This window comes from Paraburkholderia dilworthii (assembly GCF_000472525.1).
Lineage (GTDB): Bacteria > Pseudomonadota > Gammaproteobacteria > Burkholderiales > Burkholderiaceae > Paraburkholderia > Paraburkholderia dilworthii.
Window position 1 is genome coordinate 78,376 of sequence record NZ_AWZT01000015.1, and the last position, 14,347, is coordinate 92,722.

Annotated in this window: 13 protein-coding genes and 1 pseudogene; 6 read left to right on the top strand and 8 right to left on the bottom strand. The window is 61.4% G+C overall.

Annotated elements, in window-relative coordinates; genetic code table 11:
* Window positions 1–167: 167 nt before the first annotated feature.
* The 3 genes from F759_RS44090 to F759_RS0115450 all read left to right on the top strand — a co-directional run bounded on the left by F759_RS44090 (window position 168) and on the right by F759_RS0115450 (window position 2,587).
* On the top strand, window positions 168–536 hold the full coding sequence (locus F759_RS44090) for a hypothetical protein (RefSeq protein WP_244438836.1): 369 nt from the start codon (window positions 168–170) through the stop codon (window positions 534–536).
* A complete protein-coding gene (locus tag F759_RS44095) occupies window positions 469–1,047 on the top strand; it encodes a tyrosine-type recombinase/integrase (RefSeq protein ID WP_244438837.1) in 579 nt (192 codons plus the stop codon). Before F759_RS44090 ends, F759_RS44095 begins: the two co-directional genes overlap by 68 nt.
* A gap of 922 nt (window positions 1,048–1,969) precedes the next feature.
* Window positions 1,970–2,587: a helix-turn-helix domain-containing protein gene (locus F759_RS0115450; protein WP_036024491.1), complete on the top strand. Its 618-nt coding sequence runs from the start codon at window positions 1,970–1,972 to the stop codon at window positions 2,585–2,587.
* Between the two features lie 72 nt (window positions 2,588–2,659).
* On the opposite strand, the gene F759_RS0115455 is transcribed toward F759_RS0115450, so the two are convergent.
* From F759_RS0115455 to F759_RS0115470, 4 genes are all read right to left on the bottom strand, one after another.
* Complete coding sequence (locus tag F759_RS0115455) at window positions 2,660–3,799, bottom strand: branched-chain amino acid ABC transporter substrate-binding protein (RefSeq protein WP_152530649.1); 1,140 nt, start codon at window positions 3,797–3,799, stop codon at window positions 2,660–2,662.
* A 95-nt stretch (window positions 3,800–3,894) separates the two neighbouring features.
* The gene (lhpI, locus tag F759_RS0115460) at window positions 3,895–4,839 is read right to left on the bottom strand and encodes a bifunctional Delta(1)-pyrroline-2-carboxylate/Delta(1)-piperideine-2-carboxylate reductase (RefSeq protein WP_027800651.1); all 945 of its coding nucleotides are present in this window, start codon (window positions 4,837–4,839) and stop codon (window positions 3,895–3,897) included.
* A 28-nt stretch (window positions 4,840–4,867) separates the two neighbouring features.
* Window positions 4,868–6,151, bottom strand: a complete 1,284-nt coding sequence (locus F759_RS37825) for an NAD(P)/FAD-dependent oxidoreductase (protein WP_051377290.1) — start codon at window positions 6,149–6,151, stop codon at window positions 4,868–4,870.
* Between the two features lie 449 nt (window positions 6,152–6,600).
* Entirely contained in the window at window positions 6,601–7,314 is a 714-nt protein-coding gene (locus F759_RS0115470; RefSeq protein ID WP_027800652.1) for a TonB family protein, read from the bottom strand.
* A gap of 390 nt (window positions 7,315–7,704) precedes the next feature.
* Between F759_RS0115470 and F759_RS0115475 the strand changes: the two genes are divergently transcribed.
* The 3 genes from F759_RS0115475 (at window position 7,705) to F759_RS0115485 (ending at window position 10,191) form a co-directional block, all read left to right on the top strand.
* The gene (locus F759_RS0115475) at window positions 7,705–8,301 is read left to right on the top strand and encodes a hypothetical protein (protein WP_027800653.1); all 597 of its coding nucleotides are present in this window, start codon (window positions 7,705–7,707) and stop codon (window positions 8,299–8,301) included.
* Window positions 8,301–9,170 (top strand): hypothetical protein, encoded by an 870-nt coding sequence (locus F759_RS0115480; RefSeq protein WP_027800654.1) that lies wholly within the window; start codon window positions 8,301–8,303, stop codon window positions 9,168–9,170. The genes F759_RS0115475 and F759_RS0115480 overlap by 1 nt, the downstream gene beginning before the upstream one ends.
* Window positions 9,171–9,327: 157 nt before the next feature.
* Window positions 9,328–10,191 (top strand): CAP domain-containing protein, encoded by an 864-nt coding sequence (locus F759_RS0115485; protein WP_244438838.1) that lies wholly within the window; start codon window positions 9,328–9,330, stop codon window positions 10,189–10,191.
* A gap of 241 nt (window positions 10,192–10,432) precedes the next feature.
* On the opposite strand, the pseudogene F759_RS0115495 reads toward F759_RS0115485, so the two are convergent.
* The 4 genes and pseudogenes from F759_RS0115495 to F759_RS0115510 form a co-directional block, all read right to left on the bottom strand.
* Window positions 10,433–10,660, bottom strand: a pseudogene (locus F759_RS0115495) (NAD(P)(+) transhydrogenase (Re/Si-specific) subunit beta); the annotation flags it as partial.
* A gap of 228 nt (window positions 10,661–10,888) precedes the next feature.
* Window positions 10,889–11,593 carry a transcriptional regulator NanR gene (locus tag F759_RS0115500; RefSeq protein WP_027800657.1) on the bottom strand — a complete coding sequence of 235 codons (705 nt, stop codon included), beginning with the start codon at window positions 11,591–11,593 and terminating at the stop codon, window positions 10,889–10,891.
* A gap of 82 nt (window positions 11,594–11,675) precedes the next feature.
* A complete protein-coding gene (gene oiaK / locus F759_RS0115505; protein WP_027800658.1) occupies window positions 11,676–13,064 on the bottom strand; it encodes a 3-oxo-isoapionate kinase OiaK in 1,389 nt (462 codons plus the stop codon).
* Between the two features lie 8 nt (window positions 13,065–13,072).
* Window positions 13,073–14,317, bottom strand: coding sequence for a ribulose-bisphosphate carboxylase large subunit family protein (locus tag F759_RS0115510; RefSeq protein WP_027800659.1), 1,245 nt, complete (start codon window positions 14,315–14,317; stop codon window positions 13,073–13,075).
* Window positions 14,318–14,347: the final 30 nt, after the last annotated feature.

Consider the following 14,347-nt stretch of genomic DNA (forward strand, 5'->3'; position numbering starts at 1 on the left):
CGGCAGCATCGCGAACGGTCAACCAACTCTGCGACGAGTACGCGGAGAAAGCTCTGCTCCCGCCGCTCGCGCAGGCAACGATCCGCGAGCACCTCTGGAACATCAATACGTTCATCCGGCCCAAGCTCGGCTCCCTTGAGGTAGACAAGGTCAAGCCGTCCGACATCGTGTTCATGCTCGAAACGGCCGCACTTACCTGGCAGATCACAAAGAAAATACTGGCCACGACGAAACAAGTTTTCGGCGGAGGCGTCGGCAAGCGCCTGATTGGATACAATCCGGCGGTCGGCATTGACTTGAAGGCAGTCATCGGACCCAAACCACAAGCCCGCAAGCGTGTCATGCTCAGCGAGAAAGAACTGAGCGTAATACTGCCAGACATCGACGACAAGATCGGACGTGAAAACGGGCTGATGTTACGCATACTGTTAGCTACATGCAGCTACATGCGTGCGCACTGGCGAACTCGTGACGGCGCGCAAGGAACTGATAGGTCTGAAGCGCGGAACGTGGGTGATTCCCGACCACAATACTAAGACCCGTCAAGGATTCCTTGTACCGCTTGCACCCGCAGTAAGTAAGTGGATTCGTGAGTTGTGGGCGCTGTCCACCGATTCGCAATGGCTACTGCGCACGCGCCACGCTGCCCGTAGAAAGAGGTACGGCGATATCCACATCGACCGACGCACACTGCTTCATGCGCTGAGAAATGCGTTTAAAGATAACCGATTGACCGTCCGGCGATTTACGCCGCATGACACCCGTAGTACAGCGAAAGGTCATATGCGCAACATGGGGGTATCGCGCGAAATTAGCGAACTCGCGCTTAATCATAAAATGCGTGGGCTTGATGCCATATACGATGTGCGGGATGACATTCCTGAACGCCGCAAGGCACTGGACATCTGGGCTCGCTTTGTCGCAAATTGCTGCGAGGCAAAGGGCGCGCTTGTAGTCGGAAAAACGCCTGCCGCGGCGAAGACCGCAGACAGGAATAACTTGCGCACACGAAAAGAAAAGCATCACGCAGGCTCTCCGGAAACGTGACGCCGCGATCACAGGGCAACGATTGCAGACCAACGCGTGTGCACGATATATGGGCGGTCGTGCGCAGCGATAACCATGTAGGGATCGCCACTTCAACGCGTGCGTTTTCGTTCCTGCCTCATGTCAGCGAACGTACTAATCCCGGATCGCGCTCAGTTGTCTTTACGGATACCAAAATGGGGCAAACACAGCGTCCGGCCAAGCCGCGGCGGCGCGCGCCTTCCATAGCCCGTCGACCGCGGTCGCGCGAGGCCCTCTGCGCTCGCGAGGGCAACGATGCGTGATATACATACCAATTCGGTGTGCTCGAACGAGCGCTTGCGGCTAAGGGGTGGGCATGCTCGCGCATTTTTGACAGCTGTACCGATACCAGCCAGTCGGTCTTGATTGAACTCCAAGTCGCCCCACAGTCACGCCAAACTGGCGTCGACACGCTGTTGACTTGTTGATCTCGGCGCACGTGTCGCCGTTACGGGAGCAAGCATCAGTTCAAAGTTGAGTGAAGCACCTTTGGCTGCGTCAGGCCGGGGCCGGCCACAAGCGGTCAGCTATACGCTCACTCACCGGCCACCCCGGTGGCCGTTTTGTCGTCGCATGCGGTCGCGCGGTCGTCCGTTGGGCCGGTTGTCAGTTGGTATTGCCGGAATACCGCCAGAGCTAGTCTCGCTAACGCACGCATGGAGTCCCTCGCCCCGTCACGACTCTACCGACACTTAGTGGCGTGACCACACGCCAGCCCTTGGACCGATCACATCGAGCCCGGCTTTCACCGGTCAGGCCGCGTCATTAGACTTCCGCGGCAAGGACCCCCTGTCACGAAACGGTACAGGAGTCGGCCCGATTCTCGTATCAGAAAATAACTTTCGCTTTGATACAATGCCAAGAGGTAAACGCATCGGCCCGCCTGCGAGCGGCGACATAAGTGAACAGTCAAAGCGATACAGTGGTACTAAAGCGCACAAGCAGCGACGGACAACCGGGAACGCTCGGCGAAACGCTACGGCGATTGCGAACGAGTGCGCGGCTGACGTTGCAGCAGTTGAGCAAACGGTCGTCGATCGCTATCTCGACGCTTTCCAAGATCGAGAACGGGCAGCTCTCGCCCACCTACGAGAAGATCGCTGCGCTTGCTATCGGTCTGGGTGTCGATGTAAGCGAGTTGTTCAGTCAGGCGCCCAAGCCGATTCCGTTGGGACGCCGCAGCATTACGAAGGCTGGCGACGGAATCGTGCACGAGACGGCTCAATACGTCTATGAGGTGCTGAACGGCGATCTGGCGGACAAGCGATTCGTTCCGCTCTTCACGACGATCAAGGCGCACAGCATCGGGGAATTCCGAAGCCTGCTCCGGCACGATGGCGAAGAGTTCATTTATGTCCTGGAAGGGACGATTATCGTGAACACCGAGTTCTATGCGCCGTGTGTACTCGATAAAGGAGATGCGATGTATTTCGATAGCGCGATGGGGCACGCTTGCGTCTCCGGCGGCGACGCGGACGCGAAAGTCCTGTGGGTGTGCTCACACATCACGCTGGCCTAGCCGATGTACAGCCGCCGGAGCGCGACGGCCCCGGCGACATCGCAATGGCACCGTGTAAATTGCCGGTTCAGCTTATCTGACGGTCTTAACTGGCACCCATTTCCCGTTCGCGACCTGGTACAGCGTAGTCGACGGGTGCGTCAACGCGCCGGATGCAGTGAACTGAATATCGCCAGTGATGCCCGCGTATTCCTGCGCATGGAGCTTCGCCAGAAAATCAGCCGGCTTCGTGGAATTGGCCGCTTGCATCGCCTTGATGGCAGACCACGTTGCATCATAGGCGAACGGCGCATACGAGAGCATGGCAGAACCGAACTTCTGCTGATACTTGGCCTCGAATTCCTTGCCGCGGGGAAGCGAAGCGATCGGCGAACCGTACTCCCAGGCCATCGCGCCCTCCGCATCCGCGCCGGCAATCTCCAGGAAGGTCGGCTCGACCACACCGCCACCGCCCACAAATTGCGCGCGGATGCCGAGCTGCTTCATCTTCTTCTTCACCATGCCAGCCTGAGGATTCAGCCCGGCAAAAAACACCAGATCAGCGTTCTGGCCTTTGATGTGGGTCAGTTGCGCGCTGAAGTCGACGGCCTTGTCATTCGTATATTGTCGATCGACGATGCCGCCCTGCGCAGCGGTCACTGCTTTGACAAACTCGTCGGCCTCGCCCTGACCGAACGCGGTGCGATCGTCGATGACCGCGATGCGCTTAGCCTTCGTGACTTCGACCGCGTAACGGCCTGCCGCGCCAGCATTCTGTGCGTCGGTCGCGATGATGCTGAAGACGTACGCGCTACCTTGCTCGGTGATCGTTGGATTCGTGGCAGCAGGCGTGATCATCGGAACATGGGCGTTCGAGTAAATTTTTGAAGCGGGGATTGTCGTCCCGGAGTTGAAGTGTCCGATCACGACCGCCACGCCCTTGTCCACCAGTTGCTGCGCGATCTGCACGCCGGTTCTGGGATCGGCCTGGTCGTCTCCCGCTTCGACTACCAACTTGAGCGGCGTGCCCCCAATCGTAAGGTTCGACGCGTTCGCCTCCGAGACCGCCAGCTTCACGGCGTTTTCGATGTCTTTGCCGTATGCTGCATTGTTCCCGGTCAGTGGTACGGCCACACCGATGCGCGTGACGTCATCGGCGCTCGCGACTCCGCTCAGCAGAAGGCCCGTAGCGGCCACGACTGCGCTAATCCGGATTTTCTTAAGAACACACATGTACATCTCCCGTTTTGAGTTGGGTGGTTTCGAAACTGCAGCCTGGCCGACCCGACAGACTTCGCCCGATCGTGCAAGTAGATGAATGGGGTGACTCACGCACCTGTGGGTGCGTCGTAAGCGAGGGATGCGGCTGCCAGGTCCTCGAGCGCTGTCCCGACCGCCTTGAAGACCGTGATCTCGTCGCGCACCTGCCGTCCAGGATGTTCGCGGCGGCAAAGCTGCTCAAGGGTCGCTCGTACCATCGCTTTGTCGAAGGCGCCCGATTGCATCGGCGAAAGCAGATCGCCTGCTTTCATCAGCGCCTCCTCGGTATCGACGAATACTGACGTGTCAACAAAGCAGTCGTCGTCCGATTCGCGCATCGTCGGTGTGAAGCCACCGATCAGGTCCAGGTGAGTGCCAGGCCGCAACCACGCGCCTTTCACGAGCGGCTCCGTGGACAAGGTCGCACACGAGACGATGTCAGCGTCTGCGACCGCGCGCTCGAGATCAACGGCGACCGCTGCGGAGAAGCCGCGCGCGTTCAGACTGCTGACGAGCTCCTCGGCACTGCTCGCATTGATGTCCCAGACGGCGACCTTCCGGATCGGGCGCACCGCCGCATAAGCGTCGGGGATCAGTGAGGCGACACGGCCGGAGCCGGCCAGGAGGAGGCTCGCTGAGTCAGGCCGACTGAGCATGCGCGCAGCGAGGGCGGATGCAGCAGCGGTGCGTCTGGACGTGATCACATCACCATCGAGCATCGACAGAGGGACGCCGGTCGTCGCATCAAGGAGGACAAAGGTGGAGTGGAGGCCCGGAAGCGACCGGCGGCGGTTCGACGGAAACACCGCGACGGTCTTAATACCGATGCGTCCGCCTTTTTCCCACGCCGGCATAAGCAGCAGTGTTGCCGGCAGGTCGTCACCAGCGCCCTCAATCGAATGACTGTGACGAAGAGGCACTGAGCAGCCGTTGACAAACATTGCGCCGATTGCGTCGATGAGGCGGTCAAACGGCAGCCGCTGTGCGGTCTGGGATGAGTCGAGGATGAGCATGGAGAAAGCTCCGGCGAAAACTTGGGCCTCAGACTACGGTGGCGTCGCTCGACGACCGTGACGCAAATCTTGAGGATGAAAACGGTGCGAGATCGATGTCGGTCCTGGCGCCTCGAATGGCCTGGGCGATGAGACGTCCGGTCTGCGGACCGAGCGTCAGGCCAAGATGGCCGTGCCCAAACGCAAGGAAACAGTTCGGTTGGTGGGCAGAGCGCCCTATCACCGGGACGGAGTCGGGCATCGACGGCCGGAATCCGAGCCATCGGGATTCGACCGGCAGTTCAGCGAGCGCCGGCGCGATACCTTTGATGACGCTCAGGGTACGATCGATATTCTGGTATCGGGGCGGGGCGTTCAGTCCTGCGAATTCGACACTGCTCGTCATCCGAAGTCCGTAATCGAGCTGGGAGAAGACCACGGATTTCTCATGCCAGAAAAGCGGGGACCGAAGCAACATACGATTTCGCGTGTCGAGCATGACGTGATAACCGCGCTCGGTGTCGAGGGGGACTTTATCGCCAATGTCGGCGGCGAGTCGTTTGGACCAGGCGCCGCAGGCGATCACGAAGATGTCACCCTCGATTACGCGCTCCGTCGCCTGCACTCTTGTTACCCGGTCGTCCGCGAAATGAAAGTGCCGAACCGTGTCCTCCATGAACTCGACGCCGTGTTCCACGCATGCACCTTGGATGCGGGCGATGTATCGTCCAGGATTCTTGACCTGCTGACAGTCGGGGAACAGTGTGGCTTTTGCGAACACGCCTTTGAAACCCGGGGCGAGCTCGTTGACGTCCGCGCGTGACAGAGACTGCATCGCGACACCCCAGTCAGCGAGCGCAGCGCGTTCCGCCGACTGGCTTGCAAAGGCCTCTTCGGACTGATAGGCCTTGATCCAGCCCGTCGGCGCCAGAAATTCCACGGCCGAGCAGGCCGTGGCGAGTTCGGCATGTGCGTCGAGCGCGGTTTGCAGGATCGAATTAAGGGCGAGCGCCGAGCGAAGCGACGGACCGCGTGCACCGGATCGCGCGAACTGAACGAGCCAGGGAGCAAGCGCAGGAAGATACCGCCAGCGGACATGCAGGGGACTGTCGCGCGACAGGAGCAGGGAGGGCAACTGGCGCAGCAGCGAGGGAGTAGCGAGCGGGAGCGTTTCGCACACGGCCAAAATGCCGGCGTTGCCAAAGCTGGCGCGCCGGTCATTGATGTTCGGATCGATCACGCGCACCCGATACCCCGCGCGGCGCGCGAAAAAAGCGCAACTGAGGCCAACGATGCCGCTTCCGATTACCACTACGGTCTTCTGGTCTTGCATCACGTCGGTCCATGAAAGAGCGGGGTTGGAACGTGAGCGAGAATGTACCTCAAAACATTTTCGTTTTATACTGGTGTTTTTCCTATACGAAAACAACGGGTGCGGGCTCATCGCCGTCGATTGAGGGATAAGGCGGGCGACGGGAGCTCGTCAATTGCGCTACAAATGGGGCGGAGACGGAAGCTTTGTGCGGGAATGGCCGCTGTGCCTTGAATGGTGTCTTTCCAGCGGTGCTACCGTAAGCGACGGCAACGGGTCGACCGGAGCAGGTCCGGCGCCGACCGGCTCCGGCCATCAACGGGCATTGGACACGCCGTTCCGGGTGGCAGAAATTTGACCGGTAAGTGCCATTGAGACAAATGTGGTCTCAACGTTAGCGAGACTACCGGACAACATAAAAGCGAAACATCAGCCTCATCTGCGGCCGGCCGCCGCTGCGAATTTAAAGCTCAAGCAGGTCCGGGCTGCACCGTCACCCTGAAGTTTTTTGGCGTTTTCCCGTCGAGATCGGGCGGCATAGGGTCCGAATGCTGAACAGCGCTAAGCGCGACCGCATCCCATTCTGGATTTCCACTTGACCGGACGATTTTCGCTGCCAATAACTTGCCGTCAGAAGCGCAGCGAACTGAAATTGTTGTTCTCAGATGGTAGGTCTGTCCGTCCCATACGATCTTGGCTCGAACAAGACGCTCGACCTTTGCTGAAAACGTCTCGGATGCCGCGTCGGGCCTAAACTCAGCGGAGGTGACGGCGAACAGGAGGTTCGTCTCGACTGGGATAGCAGCCCCACGAACATCTAAAAATGGCTTGCAAACGGCCAGCCGTGCCTCGTGTACAGCGAGACGGTCAAATGTCAGATTGCCAGATGACTGCTCAAGCACAGCATCCTCCACCTTACCCCGTGCATTCAACGATACCCGGACAGCGGAGCGCAAGCTTTGCGGCGGCAGTTTCTCCAGAGCGCCGGGCGGCAGGCCATATTGGCACGGAATGGCATTGACCGGCACATAACGCGCGGATTGCTGCGCATGAGCGCTTCCAATGCTTACTGCTGCTATCGTCGCCAACCCGATGTGAAGTTTGCTTGTCATATTGATTTGATGGGTATCAGCGATGAGGACGAGTTTGCAATGCCTGTCAATGACGAGCGTGTAGACATTCACTCAGCCCGGGCCCCGCAAGCCAGACTTTGCCGAAGCATATCAAGAACGTGTTGCTCCGACGAAAAATTGCAGCGGCTGCAGGGTGGACTACGAACGTCTCATGGTTGTTGTCGAGCGGACACCTACCGCTCAAGTCTAATTGGCCGCTCAGGGTCGGGCTGCGTCAGTCCGCTCTTTCAACTTCATCGCTCGAAAGCGGCCAGTGGAATTCCGCTGCCTAGAAGCGGCCAGTCGGCAGTCCGTGCTCCCGACCTAATGCCGACGGTCGTTCCGTCACCAGTTCAGCGGCAAGTAACTGAGTAGTCCGGTCATCCAAGCCGGTTTCTGGGAAACAGCAGTTCGGCCTTTGCGGACATTAGGAAGCCTGAGCTCTTCCTCGCGATCATCTACGTGATCACACAGGCACTTGGGTTCTTCCAGGCCTTCGGCAGTTCGTTCATCGGTGACGGCAAGAACGCCTATCGGCAGACATTCGGCCACACCAGCTTTCAGAGCTACCAGGCGAAGCACATCAAGCCTGCCCTCGATCGCGGCAACATGCGGTTAACAGAGCTTCGTTCGCACCTCGGTCGTGAAGTGCCGAAATACCGCGAAAACGTATCGAAAGTCAGTTACAACGACTACTACAGACGCAAGGTGGAAGAGGAAGCAGCTCTCACGCCAGCCGCTCGCCACACGCAACAAACCGATGCCGCTCCTGTATCCCCTGCTTTCGGGCAGCCCGCGCAACAGTCCGTTCCCCGGGAATCCGTCAATGTCGCACAGGTGGCTGAAGCACTCCCGCTCTTCGGTGACGTCGCACGAATCGCGGAACGTATTCTCGATGAGCCCGATCCAGAGCGCCGCAAGGTGATTCTCGACATCGCAGCCGAGGATTCGGCCGCACGTCGTAGCTCGATCCTCGCCGCCGTCCAGGCCCTCAAGACGCACCGCAAGGCTGCCGCCGAACAGGCGCGTCTCGAAGACGACATCCTCGGAGACATCTGATGCGCCGATCGATCCAGGTACTGCGCTCCTTCGCCTTCACCTGCCTCGCGCTATCGGCTGCACTGCCCGCTCACGCGGGCCTGGCGAACGACGTACCCAGTTGCTATGCAGCCAACAAAATCGCGCCGCCGCAAGCCCCGTACGATCAACTCATCTATGTGCTGATCGACCAGACTGTGTTGCTCGACGCGACGTTGCAGAAATCCGTGCTCGACAACGTTCAGTCGATGCTGAAGCCCGGTACGAAGTTCGTCATCGCTGAATTTTCGGCATTCTCGCAAGGGCACTATCTGAACGTGCTGCATACAGGCGTCCTCGAGCGTCCGATTCCTCCGGCCGAGGAAGGCAATGTCGTGATGAGCCGCCTCCGGGACTTCCACACCTGCATGCTGCAGCAACTGGTGTACGGCCAGCGACTCGCGGGGGCAACGACCGCACAGGTACTGAAGTCAGGGACATCGAACCTGGATCAGTCGGACATTCTGATGGCGCTGAAGAGCGTGTCACCCGCCGTCGCCCAGGAAAAGGTCGCGCGCAAGCTGGTCTTCGTCGTCACGGACGGGCTGGAGAACTCAAGTGTGACCAGCTTCTATGCACGTAATGCCGTGCGACACATCAATCCCGACGTCGAACTGAAGAAGGCGCAGGACAACAACCTCTTTGGTGATTTCGGCTCGGCGCGAATCTATGTCCTGGGAGCCGGTGTCATGCAGCCGGCCGCCAACGGATCGACGTCCGAGCGTAACGGCTATCGCGACCCGAAGACATTGCTGGATCTGAAGCAGTTCTGGAGCGGGTATTTTTCGCGCTCGAACGCGCGGCTCGTCGAGTTCGGCGAGCCTGCGCTGCTTGAGCCACTGTCCTGGTAATTGCCGAGTGGTAAGCATAAAGAAACTATCGGCACATCAGATGCACAAAACAACAATCGCTGCATGGTTCGTCGCGCTAGCCGCACTCGCAGGTTGCGCAACCAGAACTACACTAGTCGAGAGGCCAGAGCCGCCGTATGATGGACCGGTCGTCCGGTTGCGCCACGCGCCCGGCCCCTCCAATACCATCCTGGTCGGCAAGACAACCGCACTCGATTACGTAAACGCGCGTCGTGAAGAAGTCGGCTTGCCGCTCATCGCACTAGACGACGGTTTGGCCGCAGCCGCTGCCGCCCATGCGAAGTACGTTGATCTGAACCACGTCGGAACACACGATGAAATCGCCGAGATGCCCGGGTTCACGGGCGTGGATGTGATCGCGCGAGTGCGACTTCACATGCCCGCTGATGGGGCCAGCGAAGTGCTAGCCGTGTTCGGCGGTCCTCGCCCGGTTGATACGCCCGTCGAGGATATTTTCGCGTCGCCCTATCACCGGGGCGCCATCCTGTTCGACTGGGCGCGGGCCGGCGAAGCATCGCTCGTCGGCTCCAGTTCAGTGACGGTCGTCGACTTTGCGGACATCGCACCCGCACTTTCAGAAACGGAACTGGTAGCGTGGCCCTATGATGGCCAGCGCCAGGTGCCCACGGCGTGGGTTAATAACGAACAGCCGGACCCGATGGGTGCTGATGCGCGCTATCGCGGCCAGGTGCTTGGTCTTCCGATCACCCTCTCGGGTGGACCGAATGCGCACATTGAACTGCGCAATGTCGACGTGCGGGATCATCGGGGCAAGAAAATCGCTTGCAGGATCGCCCCGCTTACCGCAGCAGATGCTGCGCGCAACACAGCGATCTGCACGCCTTATGAGCCGCTTCGCACTGGCACGCGCTATACCGTACATGCGCTCGGGCACGTCACCCAGTTGGGCAAGGTCGCGCCCTTTGATCTCACCTGGGCCTTCACCACGCGCGACAATGCCATGCTGGCGCCCTCAGTCCTCGTACAATCCCGAAACTGAATGGCCGGCTGCGAACCTATTCGAGCGCGAGATGAGGCACTCGGGGCGACCTATTAGCCACCCAAAGCCCATCGGGACAACGCCCCTGGTCAAGGGCTTGGAATACGACCGTGAGGTCATCTTCGATGCAGACGCTCTTGACGCCAAGGATCCGTATGTCGCATAACTCGGGGATCGAAGTCCCTCACCATCATTGGAACTGGCAGGCACTTCCCTACGAGTTAGATACGGCCAAGAAGCCCGGGTTTACGATGTCGTTCGCGCCGATGACCATCGAAACGTCCGCCTCGGGGAAGTCCGCGTTGATCTGGACCATCTCCATCACGATGTCGTAGGGCACCTTCGCCTCGGCCAGCAGTACGTTCATGTGGCCCGGCATCCGACCGGCCACCGGGTGGATCGCGAAGCGCACCTCGACGCCCTTTTCGCGCAGCAGCTTCGTGAGTTCGAAGACCGTGTGCCGGGACTGCCCGGTTCCTCCGCTGACAGACTCGGATAGATGCATCAATGTTGAGAAGAAGCGCTGTTGGCCAGCCTCAAGGGCTCCGGATCCGCTCACAGAACTGGAGCCGGAACAGACGCCAGAGCACACGCCTTCAGTTGCATGCGTCTCGGCTGAGCGCATGCCGGTCACTTGGCGTCGGTCCCTCAGGACGCCCTCCCGACGCACGGGACCCGAACTATCGTGGTTGTTCCGCTACTTGCTGAGCGTTCGATACAACTCGTTGGCGCGCGTGAGATGCGCTCGCATCGCTTCGGAAGCCGCGTCGCCGTCGCGCTTCGCGATGGCATCAACAATGCGCTGATGCTCCGCGAGCGTCAGCTCCTCAGCGCCCGGCGCACGCACGAGCGGCCGGTAGTACTCGCCGGCCCAACGAAACAGCGATTCGACGATGGAAGGGAATATCGGATTGCCGCTGATCTTTGCGATCTCGCGGTGAAACGCCATATCGCGCTCGATGAACTCTTCAAGATCGACCATCGACGCGCGATGCTGCGCCACGCTCAATTGCAGCCGCGCGACGTCTTCTTCGGTGGCGCGTTCGGCGGCCATGCGCGCCGTGCCGGTTTCGAGAAAGAGGCGCGCATGCTTGAGATGCTCGAGCATGTCGGGATGCGTGCGCAACAGATGCATCGCCCCGCCTGCAAGTTGCCCGATCAGACGATCCGCGGTGGGCACCACGACGCGGGCGCGCTCGCCGTGCACGATCTCGACGATGCCGGAGCGCTCCAGGGTTTGCAGCGCTTCGCGCACAGCCGGACGGCCGACGCCGTAGATTTCCATCAGTTCGCGCTCGGACGGCAACTGCGCGCCGGGCGCGATTTCGCCCGAGCGGATCCGCTCCATCAAACGATCCACGACTTCCTGGTACAGCTTGCGACGCGGGATGATCTCGCCCATTAGGTTTATGCAGAAGTTTCTGGTGTGATGACGACACCATACACCGGCGAACCCTTCCGAAACAACTGCAAGCCGCACCCCACTAGATCGCTCGCCCCGCTTTGGCCGCGCCGAAGAACGCGTCGCCGCCTATCTGCCCGCCCTTTAGCACTATCTCGAGTCCGTCACGCCGGGGCGACTTCGACAAGGCGCGGCACAGCGGCGCGCCTGGCGCAAGCCCGGCGATCACGCTGAGCGCGTCGATGCCGAGGCGGCTCGCAACTTCGCCGGAACTGTCGCCGCCAGCCACCACCACACGTTGCAGTTCGACGCAATCCAGCAACTGCCGCAGCACTTCGGCCAACGCCCCTCCAACGTTGCGTGCCGCATCGGTCCGGGGAAGTCCGGCATCGCGCGCGATGGCGTCGAATGTTTGGACGGCGGGATCGTCCGGGCCTTCCGCACTATGCACGATCACGCTGTCACCGCGCCGGACGGCGGCGGCCGCGACCTCGACAGCGCGCTGGATTTCTCCGCTCGCCGTGCGCGCGTCGAGCGCACGCGGCAAGTCAAGGCGCACGACACAAAAACCGTTCGCGCGCGCCCACGCAATCTGGGTCGCCGTAACGGGCGAGCAACTGCCGCTGACGGCGGCGATTTGCCCGACCGGCTGTGCAATTGGCAGCGACGCGCGGGCGGGCAGCCAGCCACGGCTGCGCCAATACGCGGCGAGCGCATACTGCAGCCCCGACGACGACGCGCTGAACAGGCCCGCTCCGCGTTCTTCCCATACGAGCCGGCCTGCTTCGACGAGCGTCTCTTCGTCCAGCACGTCGATCATGACGACGGGCGATTCCGCCGCGTTCGCCGCGCCGAGTGTGCGCACGCGCGCCGCGCCCTTGCCGGCCCGCAGTTGCAGCATGTCGACGAGTTCTATGCGCCGCGTGGTCTGCCGGCCGAGATGAACCCGCAGGTCGGCCTCGTCCATCGGCGTGGCGGGATGGCGTGACATGGTCGGGTGACGGTCGAGCCGGTAGCCCACGCCATCCACGGCGGCGAAGAGATTGCCGAACATCTGGTAGCGCTTCAGGCGCGGCGCGCCGATCACCATCGGCGACCAATGTCCCGGCATTGTCTTGACGCCGATGTCGATTGCCGCCCCAATCGAACCCAGCTCCGGCGACGAATCGAACGTCGAGCAAACTTTGTACTGGAGAAGCGGCGCGCCGAACGCGGCGAGGCTCGCGAACGCCGCAGGCAGCGCATCGCGCATCCACGCCGGACTGCGCCCGCGCGACGAGCCCGCGAGTCCCACGCAGCGCACGTCGGGAAAACGCGTGAGCAGGTCCGGCGTCGGTGTATCGAGGCAGAGGACGGTCGGCACGCCGGCGGCGGTCATCGCCTCCATGGCGTCGGTCGAGCCGGTGAAATCGTCGCCGTAATAGGCGAGCAGCAGGCCGTCGTCCAGGCCGTCTTTCGCTCGTTCGGTCATGGCCGCGCTCACTTCCAGAAGCCGAGCGCCGCGCGAAGCGAAGCGTGGCGTTCGGCGTGACGTTCGAGCGGCACGCCTTCGATGGCCGCGACCCACGCCTCGCGCAACGCCTCGACGCCCGCCGCGACGCCTTGCGGATGTCCGAAAATTCCGCCGCCCGCCGTATGAATCAGATCGGCGCAGCCGATCGCCGCATAGGTATCGGCGGCCTGCAGGCCGGTCTGGCCCGAACTGAACACGGGCATCGCGGTCATCGGCGCCTCCTGCATCACGGGCGCGAGCACCGCGCGCGCTGACGTGATGACGCTCTCGTCCGATTCGCTGAACTTGTTACGCAAGCCGTTCACGTGCATGTGGTCCGCGCCCGCGAGCCGCCACAGCATTTGCCACGGCGCATAGTCCCAGCCCAGTTCCGGACTGCGCGTCAGATAACCCCAGCCCGCGCGGTGCGCGTGAATCGGCAATTGCGAGTGGCGCCGCAGTTCATGCAGCCCGACGAGACCGACCGAATTGAGCACCGCCATCACACACGTGCCGCCCTGCGCGAGCACGAGATCGTGACGCCGGCGCATCTGATCGAGATTCCCCGTGACGTTAAAGGCGACCATCACCTTCTTGCCGGTGCGCTCGGCGTGCCCGTTCACGACGCGCATCACCGCTTTCACGCGCTCGTCGAATGGGCAATGCGAACCGTCGGCCTGCAGTTCGTCGTCCTTGACGAAGTCGATGCCACCCTCGACGAGTTCGCGCACCTGCTGCGCCGTTTCCTCCGGCGACAAACCCACGCTCGGCTTGATGATCGTGCCGATCAGCGGACCGTGCGAGACGCCGCTCAGACGCCGCGTGCCTTCGATGCCGAAGGCCGGTCCGGGATAAGCGGCGGCGAACGACGGCGGCAGCCGCAAGCCGGTCAGCCGCAGTCCCGACACCTGACGCAACTCGAACAGATTGCCCGCGATGGTCGACATCAGATTCGGCAGTGATGGCCCGAAGTTCTCGATCGGCCATGACAGTTCGAGCGTGCATCGCGTGTAACGGTTCGACGGCATGCCGCCCGCGAGACTCGCCCGCTCCACCGTTTCCAGAATGTCCAGCCGCTCGACCCGCGCGCCCGAGCGCGCCTTGAGTTCGGGCGTTTCCGTGGGCAGCGCGACGAAGGTGCCGCTCGACTGCTCCCCGGCGATGGTGTCGGCGGCGCGCGCCGGATCATCGCCCGTTTCGAGCCAGTAGGTCGCGTAAATCCGTTCGCTCACAAATGCAATCCTCGTTGAAGTCGACAGGGA

What these genes read in the sequence shown, in the direction of transcription:
- F759_RS0115480 (WP_027800654.1), top strand. Translation starts at nt 8,301, where the DNA reads ATGCGCCGATCGATCCAGGTACTGCGCTCCTTCGCCTTCACCTGCCTC.
- lhpI (WP_027800651.1), bottom strand. Translation starts at nt 4,839, where the DNA reads ATGCTCATCCTCGACTCATCCCAGACCGCACAGCGGCTGCCGTTTGAC.
- F759_RS0115500 (WP_027800657.1), bottom strand. Translation starts at nt 11,593, where the DNA reads ATGGGCGAGATCATCCCGCGTCGCAAGCTGTACCAGGAAGTCGTGGAT.
- oiaK (WP_027800658.1), bottom strand. Translation starts at nt 13,064, where the DNA reads ATGACCGAACGAGCGAAAGACGGCCTGGACGACGGCCTGCTGCTCGCC.
- F759_RS0115455 (WP_152530649.1), bottom strand. Translation starts at nt 3,799, where the DNA reads ATGTGTGTTCTTAAGAAAATCCGGATTAGCGCAGTCGTGGCCGCTACG.
- F759_RS37825 (WP_051377290.1), bottom strand. Translation starts at nt 6,151, where the DNA reads ATGCAAGACCAGAAGACCGTAGTGGTAATCGGAAGCGGCATCGTTGGC.